The sequence below is a fragment of the Arthrobacter sp. DMZ02-1R genome (genome assembly GCF_057747935.1).
In genome coordinates, this window is record NZ_CM173230.1 from 3449998 (window position 1) to 3467197 (window position 17200).

The 17200-nt window shown below is 62.9% G+C and carries 11 protein-coding genes and 1 tRNA gene; 1 reads left to right on the plus strand and 11 read right to left on the minus strand.

The genetic code is table 11. From position 1 onward, the window contains the following. Positions 1–212 precede the first annotated feature (212 nt). The 7 genes from AC3ANQ_RS16490 to AC3ANQ_RS16520 form a co-directional block, all read right to left on the minus strand. Entirely contained in the window at positions 213–2972 is a 2760-nt protein-coding gene (locus tag AC3ANQ_RS16490; RefSeq protein ID WP_488302031.1) for a helix-turn-helix transcriptional regulator, read from the minus strand. Then, entirely contained in the window at positions 2950–5517 is a 2568-nt protein-coding gene (locus AC3ANQ_RS16495) for a LuxR C-terminal-related transcriptional regulator (RefSeq protein ID WP_488302032.1), read from the minus strand. The genes AC3ANQ_RS16490 and AC3ANQ_RS16495 overlap by 23 nt, the downstream gene beginning before the upstream one ends. Positions 5518–5973: 456 nt before the next feature. Continuing rightward, positions 5974–6558 (minus strand): aminoacyl-tRNA hydrolase, encoded by a 585-nt coding sequence (pth, locus tag AC3ANQ_RS16500; RefSeq protein ID WP_488302033.1) that lies wholly within the window; start codon positions 6556–6558, stop codon positions 5974–5976. Between the two features lie 104 nt (positions 6559–6662). After that, on the minus strand, positions 6663–7235 hold the full coding sequence (locus AC3ANQ_RS16505; RefSeq protein WP_488302034.1) for a 50S ribosomal protein L25/general stress protein Ctc: 573 nt from the start codon (positions 7233–7235) through the stop codon (positions 6663–6665). 268 nt (positions 7236–7503) lie between these two features. Next, positions 7504–8484 carry a ribose-phosphate diphosphokinase gene (locus AC3ANQ_RS16510; protein ID WP_028266439.1) on the minus strand — a complete coding sequence of 327 codons (981 nt, stop codon included), beginning with the start codon at positions 8482–8484 and terminating at the stop codon, positions 7504–7506. Next, on the minus strand, positions 8481–9926 hold the full coding sequence (glmU, locus tag AC3ANQ_RS16515; protein ID WP_488305350.1) for a bifunctional UDP-N-acetylglucosamine diphosphorylase/glucosamine-1-phosphate N-acetyltransferase GlmU: 1446 nt from the start codon (positions 9924–9926) through the stop codon (positions 8481–8483). The genes AC3ANQ_RS16510 and glmU overlap by 4 nt, the downstream gene beginning before the upstream one ends. Before the next feature lie 217 nt (positions 9927–10143). Next, positions 10144–10215 (minus strand) — tRNA-Gln (locus AC3ANQ_RS16520). A gap of 276 nt (positions 10216–10491) precedes the next feature. Between AC3ANQ_RS16520 and AC3ANQ_RS16525 the strand changes: the two genes are divergently transcribed. After that, on the plus strand, positions 10492–11091 hold the full coding sequence (locus AC3ANQ_RS16525) for a TetR/AcrR family transcriptional regulator (protein WP_488305351.1): 600 nt from the start codon (positions 10492–10494) through the stop codon (positions 11089–11091). Between the two features lie 220 nt (positions 11092–11311). Here AC3ANQ_RS16525 and AC3ANQ_RS16530 read toward each other — a convergent pair whose 3' ends face one another. The 4 genes from AC3ANQ_RS16530 to rsmA form a co-directional block, all read right to left on the minus strand. Further along, positions 11312–12706 carry an IS1380 family transposase gene (locus AC3ANQ_RS16530; RefSeq protein ID WP_488302035.1) on the minus strand — a complete coding sequence of 465 codons (1395 nt, stop codon included), beginning with the start codon at positions 12704–12706 and terminating at the stop codon, positions 11312–11314. A gap of 656 nt (positions 12707–13362) precedes the next feature. After that, positions 13363–15204 (minus strand): ABC-F family ATP-binding cassette domain-containing protein, encoded by a 1842-nt coding sequence (locus AC3ANQ_RS16535; RefSeq protein ID WP_488302036.1) that lies wholly within the window; start codon positions 15202–15204, stop codon positions 13363–13365. A gap of 70 nt (positions 15205–15274) precedes the next feature. Further along, positions 15275–16252, minus strand: coding sequence for a 4-(cytidine 5'-diphospho)-2-C-methyl-D-erythritol kinase (locus tag AC3ANQ_RS16540; RefSeq protein WP_488302037.1), 978 nt, complete (start codon positions 16250–16252; stop codon positions 15275–15277). Further along, positions 16249–17130 carry a 16S rRNA (adenine(1518)-N(6)/adenine(1519)-N(6))-dimethyltransferase RsmA gene (gene rsmA / locus AC3ANQ_RS16545; RefSeq protein ID WP_488302038.1) on the minus strand — a complete coding sequence of 294 codons (882 nt, stop codon included), beginning with the start codon at positions 17128–17130 and terminating at the stop codon, positions 16249–16251. The genes AC3ANQ_RS16540 and rsmA overlap by 4 nt, the downstream gene beginning before the upstream one ends. Between the last annotated feature and the right edge of the window lie 70 nt (positions 17131–17200).

Sequence of the window (17200 nt, forward strand, 5' to 3'; positions counted from 1 at the left end):
AGCGAGACCCCCAGTGATCGAGTGGTGACACCCCCCAATTAACCAGCTAGGCGTCAGCCCCACACCAGTAGTGAGTACTCGACTTTCATACGGCCCGATACTCGTATGCGGGTATGAGTACCCCTGCCACGCGTGGCGGCTACTCGGCGCCGACAGTGACGTTCCCCGCAAAACGAGAGTGCGCTACTAACGCTGTGCGTCCTTCTTCCGGTTCAGCCGGCGTCGGGCGTGCCCTGTACGACGGCGACAGCCCCGGCAAGTTCGTCCCTTCCGGTGATCCCCAATTTCGAGTAGCACCGGTACAGATGCCCTTCGACAGTGCGGACCGAGATAAGCAGCGTGTCCGCAATCTGCCGGTCGCTGAGGCCCTGGAGCGCCAGATTGACAATGTCCCATTCCCTCTTGGTCAGTCTTGGAGACACCGATTCGTGCTGTGATTCCTCGCCTCCCTGACCCAATTCTTCGTTACAGCGCGCCAGCCCCGCCCGTGCGAGCGCCGTGAGCTCTTTGGTGCGTCCACGATCCGGGGCATCCAGCGCCAGGCTGTAAGACCTCGCGGCCAGGTGGTAGACGGCGGCTGACTGAAGCTTCTCCCCCGCGGACAAATACCGGGCAGTACCCCCGAATTTGAGCGCCAGCCCGTACTCAGCGAGGGATTGGGCCCATGCGCCCTCAGTTGCGGCCGCAGTTTCGCAAAACCGGTCCAGCCTGTTGGTGTCCCCCAGGCCAAGCGCCAACTCCAGGGCATGTAGTTCAAGGAAGGTAGCGCCTTCTTTCGCTGCACCGTCAGCGTTGACATACAACCCTTCGACGCCGGAGCCGTCACCTTTGAGGAGTTCAATCCCGGCTTCGAAAAAGTTGCTTGCTTGGGCAGCGAGAAGATGCGTGCCATGTTGCCCCCAGGACTTGTAGTCCGCCCTGAACCGTTGAGCTTCAGGTAACCCGGCGCCGGCGGCCGCATAGAATGCGATGGCGGCGCACAGGCCGAAGAGATTCTGCGGGTCGCTGTCCCTCAAGGCTTCGAGGCCGGCAGTGAGCAGCGGCAAGGCTTCGCCGGACTTACCTTGCCTGATGGCAACATAGCCGAGCACCATGTAAGCTGCCCCGCCAAAAGAAGCCATGGCGACGCCTGAGGATTCGTAGTAACTGTCGAGGAGCTTTTGAGCGTCCGCCCAGTCCCCGGCAGCCAAGGCGCAAATGACGTGGCGGGCAGCGATGAACTCGGGGACGAAGAAGATGTCGTTCTCCTGGGGCTGTTTCACCGCGGCAGCTTCCAACGCAAGCAGCTTCCCCTGGCGCCCGAAGCCGAGGGCGCAGAGCCGCTCTGACTTCAGGGACAACGCCAAGGCCTTGATCAGGGCCGGAAAGGAACCTTCTACGGATCGATCCTGAAGGAGGACGCGCTCCAGGTCCGGGCCCATCCGCCGGTATTCACCGTCCAAGGAATCAGCAATCAGGCCCATGAGGGAAACGGCGAGTGGCACAACGGCTTTCACGTCCGGTGTTTGCTGCCCCTGGAGGCCCGGTTGCTGCTCGCCCCATTCACGGAAAGTCTCCGCATCGGCCAGGATCACGGAAGCGGGTTGCCCCACGGCGGCACGCGTAACGGCACGAAGCAGGTTGCCGAATATGAGGTGGGAGGGTCCGGCATTGCCGTCCAAGGTTTCCTGGGTCAGGACCGCGGAGGCCTCGTCCCGGCGGCCAAGATTGAAGTACGATCTGGCCATGATGGCCTGAGCAACCGCTTGCCACTGCATATCCTGCACGGCGGTCGCCATACGCAAAGCCGTCTCGCTTTGAAGGAGCCTCCCAGCAAGGACCGCCGCTCTGATCAAGAGACGGTCGGGCACGTCTGCCCCGCAGTCAAGGGACCACGTAACCATCCGCAGGAGCGAGTCCGGGTTGTCTTCCAAAACATCCATCCGGGAAATCAATTGCCGGTGCAGTTGCAGGCTCTGGGCAGCTGGGACGACGCTGCGAAGTACCTCTCCGTAGACGGGAGAGACGAGCCGGAGGGTTGGCAACCCATTGCCGGAGGGCTTGATCAAATGCTGATCCACTAACTCCTGCACGGCCGTTTCACCGGCGACAACGTTGATCAGCTTCTCGTCCACCGGCTCGGCCAGAGCGATCAAGCTCAGGGCATCCCTGCTCGCGGGCGAAATGCGCATCAGCTGAAGCTTGACCACAGCTTCCAGCTTCATAGTGTGGATGGGTGTTGCGACTGTCTTGAGCCAAACACCGTGCCGCTGAACAAGCGAACCCGAGCTTTCGGCTTCCCGAACAAGGGTCTTCAACAGCAGGGTGTTGCCTCCGGCCTCTGTCCAAAATTCATGACTAGTGCTGCTCAGCACGATTCCGCCCAACAATGCCTCGCACAGTTCGTGGCCTTGCTCAGCCGTCAGCGGCTCCAAGTCAAACCACTCAGCACTTCCCTCGTGCCACAGGCGCAGGAGGGGTCCCGGAACCCCAGGCCGGGGGACGCATGCGGCCACGATTTTGGCCCATCTTGCCTGAACAAGCTCAGTAAGCATCCCGCACGTGGCATCGTCCAGGTAGTGCGCATCATCGACCAGGAGCAAAGCCGGACCGGTACCCTTGCGGATGCTCTCAAGGTGAGCCCAAAGGGCGCGCAGTACCGCGACGCGGGAGGAAATGTCGGCAACTGAAAGATGCGCAAGATACGGGGCCAACACCCCATAAGGGACGGCAGTAAGTGACGGACTTCCATGAATCGGGACTACCGCAAAGTCCTTGCCAAAGATACTCCCGAGCTGGGCCAGAAGGGATGACGCACCGAGGCCTGAATCGCCCACGATGAAGACAGCCGAACAGTCGTCCGCACGGATTGCGGCCGTAATTCCGGGGAGCAAGTGTCCATAGTCCAGCCAAGGTTCAGGCGGACGCGGGCCGCTTTCTCCGGCAGGACCATGCACCGCCGCAGCGTTGTCATGCCTGCGCGGTTCCTTCAAGCTCGCTCCTTGATGAGATGCCCATTTTCGTAAAGATTTGATAGAGGTGGCCTTCAACTGTTCGAACCGAAACCTGAAGTTGGTTTGCCACCTCCTTGTTACTCAACCCTTGACTGGCCATCTTTGCAACCTGCCGTTCCCTTTCAGTCAGTTCGGGTCCGAAAGTATGTGGTGTCAGGGGCAGTACCGGAACGGTGCCGACCAGGCGGTCCAACCGTTGCTGGGCGAGCCTGGCGGATGACGAATCGCCAGCTTCCCGGGCGATGTCCAATGCGAGGACGGCGCAGCGCGACTCTACCGCATCCAACTTCAGCTCCTGGGCGACGGAGGCGGCAAGCAGCAAGGTTTTCGGGTCCTTCTTTCGGCTTCCTTCCGCCACCATCCGGTTCACGGCCGCCATTTTGCCTTGGCGGCGCGATGAAACCTGTTCCAAAAGCAAAAGCTCCTCGTCAGTACCGTGGACGGTGGCCCCGAAAAGGCTGATGGACGCCGTTGTGGTCCGTCCTTTCGCCAGGTCCCGGTTGGCAGACTCGATCAGGCTCTGCTTCGCTCCAGGATCCTTCAACCAGCGCCGCGCCATCTTCACGCAGAATTCGGCCATCCATGCGGGAAACCACGCCGTCTCCCCTTGCCCTTTTTCCGCCAATTCGAGAAACGTCCGGGATTCCTTCACGTCGCCGGCCTGCGCATAGGCAAAGGCCAACGCAGAATAGGCCAGTGCGGGGCCGTAGTAGTTGCGTCTGATCTCCAACTGCGCCTGGGCTCCCAGAAGGGTATCAATCGCCACTGCGGCCCGTCCGGCGTAGGTGTAGGAAACCCCCAAGGCAAGCTCGGCGGCGCCGCCGAGGTAGTGGATGTTCTTCGGCTGCTGGTCGAGTGTCGCCGTCAGCATCTGGGCCAATTCTTCCCACTGTCCGCTACACAGCAGGGCAGCAAACAGGCCTTCGGACAACCAGTTGTGCAAACGGGGCTGTGCCTGGGCGCGCTGTATTTTGTGCTTCAGCTCGCGCGCCAGTTCGATTGCCTCCATTTCCCTGCCTAGTACCGCCCAGGCCATCGTCAGCAGGCTGCCGCAACTCAACCTTTGTTGGAGGTCGCTGCCATCCCGGTATTCCTGCTCCAGGGCTTCAGCAACTTCCGAATACTCGCCCTGATGGACCTGAAGCTCAAAACGGGCGAGCTTGAGCATCCCGCGTGCTCGCTCAAGCTCGGCGGCATCAGTGTCGCCCGCTTGTGATCGGCGGGCAAGGTCCTCCTCCGCATCGGCGACCAGACCGGGAATTTGCAGGTGCCCGCCCGGAATCCACAACAGCGCGCTGCAGAGCTCCTGGACATAGTCTGCGTAGTCGTACGCCGACAGGCGCCGAAGTTGCTCGGGCGTCACGTCCTTCAAAGCGGCCACCGCAGCCTCGTGCTCGGCCATGATGACGTGGGAAACACATCGTTGCTGGGCCGCGGCCACCCACTCCTTGTCTTCCCGCCCAATCTGCCGGGAACATTCCAAGGCGAACCAAGGATCGAATTGCCTGTTCGCGGCCGTCGCAGCGGCCAGGGCCACCGTGGGTTCCAACGTTTCGCGTACGTTCAGCGTGGAGGAGGCAAACCCCAGGAGGGCCTCGGCGTCCAGATCCTGCGTAATGCCACCGATAACCCCGGCGGCTAGCCGGCGCAGTTCATTCCGTCGTGGCAGGTCCATCCAGCCTCGAATGACCTCACCCATGTACTCGTCCCGCAGCGCCACACGGCGGGAGCCAGACGTTTCGATGCGAAGATAACCGGACCACTCCATCTCCGCAACCACTTCAGCTTCCAAGACGTCCAACAGCACGGCGAGTGGGGCCGTCCGGATCAGGGCAAGCAACTCCAGCGCTTCCTGTACCGCTGGGCTCTCCCGGGCAAGTCGGGAACGGACCAGATCGGTCAGGACTTCCGCGGAAGAAAGATGGATTTCGCCTTTCATCGCCCAAACCTGTCCGGCAAGATGCAGGTTGCCCGAGCGAAGCTGCTCGGTGACAATGGCTTGCAGCACCAAAGGATTTCCACCGCTGGATGCATGCAGGGCACTTGCGGCAGTTGCGGTCACTCGTTTCCCAAGAACACCCGTGAGCAATTTGGCTACTTCCGCCCGGGAAAAAACCTGAAGCTGAACTTCGTGGAGCAGTCCGTCCTTCAGCAACCTGATCAGGTCTTCCGGCATGTCAGTGACTTGGCGGACAGTGACGAGGACTTTCGCGGTGCCACTAATTAGCAAGTGCACTAGTACGGCCGTGCTCATGGTGTCCATTCCAGGAAGTTCCGATAGGACCAACAGCACTTCGCGCCCCGAGGCGTCCGAACTTATCATTTGCGACATGCCGTGGATGATCGCCCCCGGGGAATCTCCAGCATCGGCGGGCAATCGCGCAACCAGATGTGCCAGCGCCCCAAAAGGAGTTGTGGTGTCCGCTGAACCGTGGAGGTGCAGTACGTGCGTCTTTGAAGCGAGCCGTGCCTCTACGGAGCGGGCGAACGTTGCTTTGCCAACGCCCGGTGCTCCAACTACCACCACTCCATAAGAAGATGGCTCGCCAAGCGCTTCAATAACCGCGTTCTGAAGATCCTGCCGGACCAGCGACGACCATTTCCGACGTTCTGCAGCGCCAAGGGCTTGCCGCTCCGTTGGGTGCCGCCCTACTTCAGATTCCGGTATTGCTCGCAATTTAGATCACGCTACCTTCGTAGCTCTGGCGGACGTGACGTTCAGCGGGTCGTTTGCATTCGTATTTCCCTTAGCCCCAGCAGTGATTTGCAAAGTATCATAGCGATCCCCCCGAATCAATTAGTCCGTCGGCGAGCCATCAGGGCACTTGTCAAACAGCGGAGCGAGGCAAGGGGGGCGGTGGGTGGGCCCACGCCGCCAGGGTTCCCTGGCCGAGCGAAGCGAGGTAAGGGAGGCGGTGGGTGGGCCCACGCCGCCAGGGTTCCCTGGCCGAGCGAAGCGAGGCAAGGGAGGCGGTGGGGACTAGGCCTTCACGGCGTGGAATCTCTGCTGGGCGGCAAGCAGACCCTCAGTCATCAACACTTCAACGGCGTCTGCCGCCTCATCCAGGAGGAATGGCAGTTCTTTCTTTTCCGAGGATCCAAAATCCCTGAGGACATAATCCGCCGTGTCCATCCGGCCAGGCGGCCTGCCGACGCCAACACGGACCCGCAAGTAGTCCTTGGTTGCCAAAGCCTTGGAGATATCCCGCAGGCCGTTGTGGCCGCCTTCTCCGCCGCCGATCTTCAACTTGACGGTGTTGAAGGGAATATCAATTTCGTCGTGCACCGCAATCACGTGGTCCGGAGCGATATCAAAGAACTTGGCGAGGCCGGAAACCGGTCCCCCGGAAACATTCATGTAGCTCATAGGCTTGGCCAGCACCACCCTCGGCCCCCCGATCCCGAGCCTGCCCTCCACGACGTGCGCCCGCGACTTGTGGGCCTTGAAACTTCCGCCCATGCGCGAAGCAAGTTCGTCCAGGACCATCTGGCCGACGTTGTGGCGGTTGTGGCTGTATTCACTGCCGGGATTGCCAAGGCCGACAATCAGCCAAGTGTCTGTCATGGAGTCATCCTAGGGAATCAAGGGGGTTGAACGAAAAGAAGTGGCCGGGACCCCTCAGGGACCCGGCCACTCGCAAAGGCTTGCGCCGCAGCTAGTCGCGAAGACTACTCAGCAGCAGGCGCTGCCTCTTCCTCGGCTTCCGAAGTGGCCTCCGAGATGTGGATGATGAGCGTCTCGGGATCGGTCAGCAGTTCCGAACCGTTCGGCAGGACGATGTCCGAGGCGTGGACGTGCTCGCCGGCCTTGCGCCCTTCGATGCTGATTTCCACGAACGTCGGCAGGTGCGTAGCCTCGGCTTCGAGCGAAACCGTGGTGGCTTCCTGGTTGGCGACAGCGCCGATGGCAGCTTCACCAATAACGTGCACGGAAACGTCAACGGTAACCTTTTCGCCCTTGCGGACGGTCAGGAGGTCGATGTGCTCGATGATCTGCTTGATCGGATCGCGCTGGATGTCCTTCACCAAGGCCAGGTGCTCCTCGCCGTTGATGTCCAGGGACAGCAGGGCGTTGGAAACGCGGACGGCCAGCGTGGTGGCGCGGCCAGGCAGGTTGATGTGCATGGGCTCTGCGCCGTGACCGTAGACGACGGCCGGGATCTGGCCGGCCGAACGGGCGCGGCGGGCGAAACCCTTGCCGAATTCGGTGCGCAGTTCTGCTGCGAGCTTCTGCTCAGACATGTGTACTCCTTGATTACTGTGGCGCCGGCACAATGCCAGGCAAGTCGATCAGCAAGGGCGGAGGTCTGTGGTGACCTTCCACGCCCAGCGGAATCCCAGCCGCAGGAGCAGCTGGTCCGCCTTCGTTGAAGGAGATTCAGACCCAGTCGATAACGGAGACCCGCAATCCGGAATCACGTAGAAACGCGATCCGGATGTGCTCTCCCTCGCCAAGGTATCCCCAAGAGTTTAGCAGTCCCGCCCCGATTGCCGAAAACCGAGGAAGCCGTTAAGCGTTGCCGTCGAAGAGGCTGGTGACAGAGCCGTCGTCGAACACTTCGCGGATGGCGCGTGCAATCAATGGTGCGATCGACAGCACGGTGAGCTGCGGGAAGCGCTTGTCTGCCGGAATGGGCAGCGTATTGGTGACAACAACCTCGCGGGCGCCGGAATCCGCCAAGCGCTGCGCCGCCGGTTCGGAGAACACAGCGTGCGTGCAGGCAATGATGACGTCCTTGGCACCGGCGTTCTTGAGGACCTGGACGGCGCCGGAGATCGTTCCACCGGTGTCGATCATGTCGTCGATCAAGACGCACGTGCGGCCTTCGATCTGCCCGACGACGGTCTTCGAGACTGCCTGGTTCGGCACCGTGAGGTCGCGGCTCTTGTGGACGAACGCCAAAGGCGCACCACCGAGGCGCTCGGCCCACTGTTCCGCCACGCGGACACGGCCGGTGTCCGGCGAAACTACGGTGATGTTGTCTGCTTCGACCCTGGTACGGATGTAGTCGGCCAGCAGCGGGATCGCCATGAGGTGATCCACCGGGCCGTCGAAGAACCCTTGGATCTGGGACGTGTGAAGGTCAACCGACATGATCCGGTCCGCACCGGCGGTCTTGTAGAGGTCCGCCACCAGGCGGGCGGAGATCGGCTCGCGACCACGGCCCTTCTTGTCCTGGCGGGCGTAGGGGTAGAACGGAGAAACGACGGTGATCCGCTTGGCCGAAGCGCGCTTCAGCGAGTCGATCATGATCAACTGCTCCATGAGCCAGTTGTTCAGTGGGGCCGGGTGTGCCTGGATGACAAAGGCATCGGTGCCGCGGACGCTCTCCGCCGATCGCACATAGATCTCACCGTTGGCGAAGTCGTAGGCGTCGATAGGCAGGAGTTCCGTTTCCAGCTCCTTGGCGATTTCCTGCGCCAGCTCGGGGTGCGCCCGTCCGGCAGCGAGAACTAGTTTCTTCTCGCCGTGTGCGGTAATTTCGCTCATGCCTGTATGCCCTCTTCTGTGATTGCCTGGGTACTTGATGAATCGGGGGTGGCGGCGGAGCCCAGCGCGGCTTGCGCAGCCTGCGCCAACCGGGCCGAGTTACTGCCCTGGCGGTTGGCTATGACCCAGCCTTCGGCGTTGCGCTGAGGTGCAACGCTCAGGGTGAGGGCTCCGGCGGGAACGTCCTTCCGGATGATAGCGCCGGCGCCGCTGTAGGCGCCGTCGCCAATCGTCACAGGAGCCACGAAGACCGTGTTGGAGCCGGTCCGCACACCGGAGCCGATCACCGTGCGGTGCTTCTTCTCGCCGTCGTAGTTTGCCGTAATGTTGCCGCAGCCGATGTTGGTGTCCTCGCCGATCTCGGCGTCGCCGGCATAGCCGAGGTGGGACAGCTTGGAGCCGCGGCCGATGGTCACGTTCTTGGTTTCGTAGAAAGCGCCGATCTTGCCGGTCTCCCCCAGGACCGTGCCCGGGCGCAGATACGTGAACGGACCCACACTGGCCCTGGCACCGATCGTGGATCCCGAGCCGTGGGTGCGGGTAACCTTCGCGCCTTCGCCCACAGAAACGTCGGAGAGGGTCGTGTCTGGCCCGACGACGGCGTCGCGCGCCACAGTGGTGGCACCGTGAAGCTGCGTGTTCGGCAGGAGGCGGACGTCTTCGTCCAGGGTGACGGTGGAATCGATCCAGGTGGTGGCCGGGTCAACGACCGTGACGCCGGCACGCATCCAGGCTTCGACGATCCGGCGGTTGTGCTCGGCCCCGAGCGCGGCCAACTGGACGCGGTCGTTGGCACCTTCCACCTGCCAGCGGTCCTTGGTGACGACGGCGGAAACCCGGCCTCCGGCGTCGCGCGCCAGTTCGAGGACGTCAGTGAGGTACTTTTCGCGCTGGATGTTCTCTGTGGTCACCTTGTGCAGCTGCGTGCGGAGAACCCGTGCGTCAAAAGCATAGATACCGGAGTTGACCTCGCGGATGGAGCGCTCGGCGTCGCTGGCGTCTTTGTGTTCGCGGATGCCCAGCACTGTGCCGTCCTCGCCACGAAGGATGCGGCCGTATCCATTGGCGTCGTCGAGGAGGGCGGTCAAGACCGTCACGGCGTTGCCCTCGGATTCGTGCGTGGCGACAAGCTCGGACAGGAGGGAACCGGACAGCAAAGGAACATCGCCGTACGTGACCACTACCGTTCCGGTAAGTTCGGCCTTCGCATCGAGGGCGTCAAAGGCTACCTCGACGGCACGGCCGGTTCCGGGAACATCGTCCTGGTCCACAATGACGGCGTCGGGATCGATCAGTTCAACGTGCGCGGCGACGAGGTCCCGTTCGTGGCGGACCACCAAGGCCAGCCGCTGGGGATCGATGGAACGTGCGGCAAGGATGGCATGCGCCACCATGGAACGTCCACCGATTTCGTGGAGAATTTTGGGAGTCCGCGACTTCATCCGCGTACCGGCTCCGGCAGCTAGGACGATTACAGCGGCGGGGCCAGTAGTATCGGGGCTCACGAAGTCGCTCTCCTTGCTCGGTTACGTCCGGGCGAACCCGGCTGCGGAATCTGCTCTATCCTACTCTTGCCGATTCACAGCCTTCCGCGCAGCCGATGGACAGCTTCGGGAGAGACAGTGCCTTCAGAGGCGGTGCCGGCAGATCACCGACAAGTTCCGCCCATAGGATTCGAACCTATACTCCACGGCTCCAAAGGCCGGGGTGCTGCCATTACACCAGGGCGGACCGTGTGCGCGTGGTCCTTAGCGGACGCACAGCCCGCGGGTTCCCGATTGACCGGGTCGCACACACAAGAATCTAGTTTGCCATGACCATTGCGGTGTTCGCGACTTGGCGCATCACCGAGTCCTTTCCGACCGTACTGTCGGGCCCTCCACGAGCCGCTTCACGCTTGACGTGAGGCATGATAGATGCGTGAGCAACAGCACAGGGCTTCCCCCGCGCTCGACGGGTTCCAGGGTGATCAACCACCGGCCCGCAGGCCAGGTTGTACGTGCCCGGATGACTGGATCCCAACGCCGTTCCCAGCTCATCGAGATAGGTCGGGGCCTCTTCGCGGCCCGCGGCCTTGATGCCACCACCATTGATGAAATCGCAGCGGCCGCAGGAGTGTCCAAGCCTGTCATTTACGAGCACTTCGGCTCGAAGGAAGGCCTCTACACGCAGGTGGTGGAGATCGAATTCCGCATCCTGTTGGACGCCATCAACGAGTCCCTGGCCGCCGAAGCCAAGCCCCGCGTCCTGGTTGAACAGGCGGCACTTGCCTTGCTTGGCTACATCGAAGAGCGGAGCGACGGCTTCCGGATCCTCATGCGGGACGCCCCGCCTTCCCAGCCCGAAGGCGCCTTCTCCACTCTGCTCTCCCATGTGGCGGACCGCGTGGAAAACCTGCTCGCCGACGAATTCTCCCGGCGCGCGTTCAGCGCGGCCGACGGCGCGATGTACGCACAGATGCTCGTAGGCATGGTGGCTATGACTGGCCAGTGGTGGCTGGACCACCGCGAGCCCGACAAACGCGCAGTAGCCGCGCACCTGGTTAACTTGGCGTGGAACGGCCTGACAGGCCTGCAAAAAGAACCGGAGCTGCGGAGCGAGGGCTAGGAGTTGTCGTTGCCGTCGCTTGTTTGCACCCGGTCACCTGCTCGGTTGCGTTTCCGTGGTTGCCTAAGCCTTGATCCACCGATCCGCGGTCGGTCCTGATTTCGTTTCGGGGCTGGCCGCGGTTTGTGTTTTTGGGCATGGCCCACGGACCGGCCTTGCCGCCGGGGTGTTCCACGGGAAGATCTGAATTGGGCCGTTGCCGGCTGGTGGGCGGGGGTATTTATGCTGCCGTGGGTGGTGCGTGGACGGTGGTGAAAAGTTGTTCCCACGCGGGTTGCCAGGGCCAGGCTTCCGGGAGGTGGAGCCGTATTTTCCGGGCACTGGAGGCGATCCTGGCCGGAACATGTATGAGTTTGCGACGCAAGGTCCCGGTTCTGGCTTTCCTGAAGGGTCCTGCGGCAAGGATCCCGGCGGTGCGTGTGAGGTTGTAGGCGATGACGGCGGCGACCAGCCAGGCCGAGTTCGCGGCGAAAACCCCCGAAGGCAAGTGGGCCAGAGCGCTGTCTTTGAGGTCGGCGTTGACCTGCTCAATGATGGCGTGTTGGCGGTGGGTTTTGTCCGCAGCGACCGTGTCCAGGACCCCGGCCGAAACGGTGGTGAAGAACGTGTGGAAGCGGTGGGTGTCGAACAAGGTTGGCTGCCCGTCGCCGGCTTTCCGGTTCAGTTCCGGGATGCGGCGAACCACCAGCCGGCCGGTGATTTGCTCGGCCTTCTTGCGGGAGCTGAACGCGGTGAACACCGTCTCGGCGACCTCGGCCCGGGACACCCACGTGTTGTTTTCCTCCTCGAAGATCGCATCGGTGTATTCGATGGTTTCCCACGCCGCCTCCGGGATCTCGGTGATGGCGCGTTTGACGGCCGGGTCCATCCGCACGGTCACGGACACCTCGGCGCCGCCTGCCAGTGCGGCGGCAACCGTGGCATGGCCGTAGTACGCCGAGTCGGCACGAACGATCACCTTCCCTCCAACACCGGTGCGCTTCAGGGTCGAGAGCGCATCGGTGAGAAGGCGCTTGGAACCGCGGGCCGAGTTCGCCGCGCCCTTGCGCAGGCGTTGGGCCAGGATGACCGGGGCCGTGTCCTTCGCGGAGACGGTGGCCAGCAGGGCGTTCATGCCGCGGACACCGGAATATCCGTACCCTGATCCCTGCTTCCGGTAGCCGTGGACCTCGATGATTGTGTCATCGAGGTCCACAAATACGGGTTCCTCCGGCGATGGTGATCCCAGCAGCGGGACACGGGCCGCGAGATTGGCCAGGAACCGGGAAGCGACCGCGTCCAGTTGCCTCACGTGCCCGAACGTGAAAGCCCGCAGGAACGAGCCCAGCGTCGAGGGCGCGTAACAGGCGTCGAAGATCCGCTTCATCCCGCCATGGCGCAGCAGGGCCAGGTCATCGATCGAGTCGGCACCGGCCACCATCCCGGCCACCAATGAGGCAACTTTCAGCCCGGCGTTCGCGCCTTTGTCCGTCGGGATGGAAAGCCACTTATCGGCCAGCTCATGCAGGCCGGCATCCCGGGCCAACATCATCACCGGGACGAGCCCGGCCGCCGACACGAGGTTCGGCTCGTCAAAGGAAACTGACACCGCGGCACGCCTGTGGGAAACTTGCATCTACGAGATGCCTCTCTTTTCGGTGGTCAATGTGCTCTAGACAAGCCACATTTTCCTTGAAAAGACAGGCATTCTCGGTTTAAACCGCCGTTAGTGCCCAGATCAACATCGGTGGATCAAGGCTAAGCGGAGCAGCGCCCGTACGCCGTCACTTAGCGCGAATGTTCCTTCCCAAAGGCCCACAGCACCGCTCTTGCCAATGTTCCGTTCTTAGTTCCGACACTGAAATTCCCTGCCGACACCCTAAATCCCTGTCGACACCCGAATCCGCGCGTCGGATTCCTCTTTCCGTGTCATGGGCAAATTTGGGTGTCGAAACAGGCTTGGGATTCACCGGGGGCACTCCATCAGGAACAACAGCCACTAACCAGCTCCGCTGGTTCCACGGGCTCGGGACCCTATGCCAAGTCGCACCTTCCGTCCCACATCCTCCCTGGCAGGTCCATGGAGATGGCACGCGGGGCGGCAGGCATCCGGCAGCGTGCGTCTAAGCGGAGCGGCCTGCAGTCAGGGTTCCCTAGCCGTGGGGCCACACCGGCGAGGGCCCCGGCCTGAGCTTGCGAAGGCTGGGAGCCGGTGGGGACTTGCGAGGTTAGGGGACGGCAGGGCAAGCGAGCGAGCACGCAGAGGATGCGTGCCGCTCCGCCCTAGCTGGCTCACTCCCCCAGTACCTCCGCCGCCTCGAGCCACTCGAGTTCCAGGACTTCCTTTTCTTCGAGGAGTTCCTGCAACTTGGTGTTCAGTTCGCCGAGTGCGTCGAAGTCGCCGGATTGGGACTTGGCGGCCATCTGGACGTGGAGCTTCTCTTCTTGCTGGGCGATCTTGCTTAGCTGCCGGTCGATCCTGTTCAGGTCCTTCCGGGCCTCACGCTTCTCTGCCTCGCTCGGCCCCGAAGCCGCAGCAGTCGAACCTGAGCCCGTTGCCGCCGTCGGGCGACTGCTCCCACTTGAGGCGCCGCCAGACACCGCACCGCTCGCAAGCGCGGCTTCGCGCAATTCCAAGTACTGGTCCACACCGCCAGGAAGCCCGCGCAGCTTACCGTCGCCCAGGAGTGCCATTTGGGAGTCGGTGACGCGTTCCAGAAGGTAGCGGTCGTGGCTGACGACGACGAGCGTACCGGGCCAGCCATCCAGGACGTCCTCGACGGCGGCCAGGGTATCGGTATCGAGGTCGTTGGTGGGTTCGTCGAGCATCAGGACGTTGGGCTCGCCCACCAGCAGGCGCAGGAGTTGCAGGCGGCGCCGCTCACCGCCGGAAAGGTCTGAGACCGGAGTCCACTGCTTCTCCTTCGTGAACCCGAGTTGCTCCACGAGCTGCCCGGCCGTGAACTCCTTGCCACCTACACTGAAGGAGCGCTTTTCGCGCTCGATGACCTCGATCACGCGAAGGTCGGATACGTCGTCGATCTCCTTGACGTCTTGGCTGAGCACCGCGGTGACAACGGTCTTGCCCCGCTTGACCTTGCCTGAACTCGGCGCGATCTCCCCGTTGAGCAGCCTCAGCAGCGTGGATTTTCCGGCACCGTTGACGCCCACCAGTCCAAGCCGCTGCCCAGGCGCGAGGCGCAGGGTGACGTTGTCGAAGAGCTTCCGGCCCGCGTTGTCGCCCTTGAAATCCAGGGAGACGCCCTCAAGGTCCAGCACGTCCTTGCCGAGCCGGGCGGTTGCCATCTTGCTCAAGGCCACGGAGTCCCGCGGATCGGGAACATCGGCGATCAGCTCGTTGGCGGCCTCAATACGGAACTTGGGCTTCGACGTGCGGGCCGGGGCGCCACGACGCAGCCACGCCAGCTCTTTCTTGACCAGCTGTTGCCGCTTGCTTTCGACGACGGATGCGCTGCGGTCACGCTCGGCGCGGGCCAGCACGTAGGCCGCATAGCCGCCGTCGAACGGGTCCACCATGGCGTCATGCACTTCCCAGGTCCGGTTGCAGACTTCGTCCAGGAACCAACGGTCGTGGGTCACCACGAGGAACGCGCCTTGGTTGGCCCGCCACCGGGTGTTCAGATGCCGGGAGAGCCAGGCCACGCCTTCCACATCGAGGTGGTTGGTGGGTTCGTCGAGCATGATGACGTCGTGGTCCTCGATCAGCAGCTTGGCCAAGGCCACTCGGCGCTTCTGCCCGCCGGAAAGTGCATGCACGTTGGCGTGCCAATCGACGTCGGCAACGAGGCCGCCCATGATTTCGCGGATTTTGGGGTTGGCGGCCCATTCGTGGTCCGCCTGGTCACCGACGATCGCCGCCCCCACGGTGAGGTCGCCGTCGAGCACATCGGACTGGTCGAGGTAACCGACATTCACGTCGCCGCGTTTAGTCACGCGACCGGAGTCCGGCGTCGATCGCAATGCCAGTAAGCGCATGAGCGTAGATTTGCCGTCACCGTTGCGCCCAACCATGCCGATCCTGTCGCCATCCTCCAAACCAAGGGTTACGCCGTCGAGGATAGTGCGGGTTGCGAACGAAACGGTGAGGTTTTCACCGCCGAGCAGGTGGGCCACTGGGTACTACTTTCTGGTGTGAACAATCAGGAAAATCGCTGGTTGTCGAAAAAATTGCCAAGTCGAGTTGTCATAGGAGGGTATCGGAGATGATCCGGGCGCCGGGAACCGGTCCGTGAACAGCAAGGGCGTTGTGCCCCAGATGCCGCAGGTCGTCGGCAAGTCCCTGGGCCGCAGAAGGGTTGTGCGCGAGCAATGCCACAGTGGGGCCCGAACCGGAAACAATCCCTGCGAGGGCGCCGTTCGACTCCCCTAGCCCGATGGTGTCCCGCAATTGCGGAGCCAGCTCGATCGAGGCGCGCTGGAGGTCGTTGATGAGGACCTTGCTCAGGGCGCCCGGATCTCCGTTGCGCAGCGCCTGCAGGATCTTGGCATCGACCTCGAGCGGTTCGGGGATGTCGAGCCCTTCGGCATTCCGGAGCCTGTCCAGCGCGTGGAAGACCTCGGGCGTGGAGAGTCCGTAGTCGGCGCAGACCAAGACCCAGTCCATTTGCGCTTTTGCGAGGGCCGGTGACAGTTCGTCGCCTACGCCAAGCCCGACGGCGGTGCCTCCAAGCAGCGAGAACGGCACGTCCGCGCCCAACTCAGCCGCAAGGTGGGCAAGTTCTTCGCGTGATAAGCCACTGTTCCAGAGGGCGTCACAGGCCAGCAGGGTGGCCGCCGCATCAGCTGAGCCGCCTCCCATGCCTCCCGCGACCGGGACGCGCTTGGTGATTTCCAAGTGCACACCGGTGGCCTTCTCCGAGACGTCCCTCATGATCGCGGCGGCCTTGTAGGCCAGGTTCCGCTCGTCCAGGGGTATGTCCACTCCGTCGAGGTCCAGGGTGCTTGACGGACTGATGCTGACCGTGATTTCCTGCCCCTCAGTGCTCGTGGCGGCGACTTCCTCATACAGGGACACCGCGAGATACACGCTGGCGACCGAGTGGTAGCCGTCTGGCCGCAACGGGCCAACGTTGAGGGAGACGTTCACCTTGCCGGGCGCCCGGACGCGAACCGTCCGTGCGACGAAGCGGGCGCGGTTCACACCGCTGATTGCCGGATTCATGCGTCCAGGGGGTGGCGGGCCTCGGCGATGCGGACGAACGCGTTGATATCGAGGACCTCTCCGCGGGCAGTCGGATCAACGCCGGCAGCCACAATGAAACGTTCGGCCTCGGCCGCGCTTCCTGCCCAGCCTGCCAGGGCCGCCCGGAGCGTCTTGCGGCGCTGGGCAAACGCGGCATCGATGACGGCGAAGACCTGCTCGCGGGTGGCATGTGTTGCCGGTGGCGCGCCGCGCGTAAAGGACACCAGTCCGGAATGGATCTTCGGGGCCGGCCAGAAGACATTCATGCCAATTACTCCGGCCTTGCGCATGTGGCCGTACCAAGCGGCCTTGACTGAAGGGACACCGTAGATTTTGGAACCCGGGCCCGCGGCCAGCCGGTCCGCCACCTCGTCCTGGACCATGACGAGCCCGTGCTGCAAGCTCGGGAAGTGCTGGAGGAGGTGCAGGACCACCGGCACCGCCACATTGTAGGGCAGATTGGCCACGAGGGCGGTGGGCTGCACAGGAAGCTCGGTGACCTTCATGGCGTCGGATAGGACAAGGTGGAAATCATCCACCGAGTCCGGGCGCCACGCCCGGACCGTGTCCGGCAGCTTGCCGGCCAGTACGGGATCGATTTCGACGGCGACAACTGTTTTGGCGGCGTCGAGCAGGCCGAGCGTCAACGAACCCAGCCCCGGCCCGACCTCCAGCACGGTTTCCTCGGGATCAATACCGGCGGCGGAGACGATCCTCCGGATGGTGTTGCCGTCAATGACAAAGTTCTGGCCCAGGGTTTTGGTTGGGCGGACACCGATTTCTTCGGCGAGCCGTCGGATATCCGCAGCCCCAAGAAGGGGTGCGACGGCGGCGTGTTCGGAATTCGGTTCAGTCACCTAGGTATCGTATCGTCTGCCCGACTCACGGCAGCGCCCCCTGCCATCTTCGCGTACGAAAAAGCCGGGC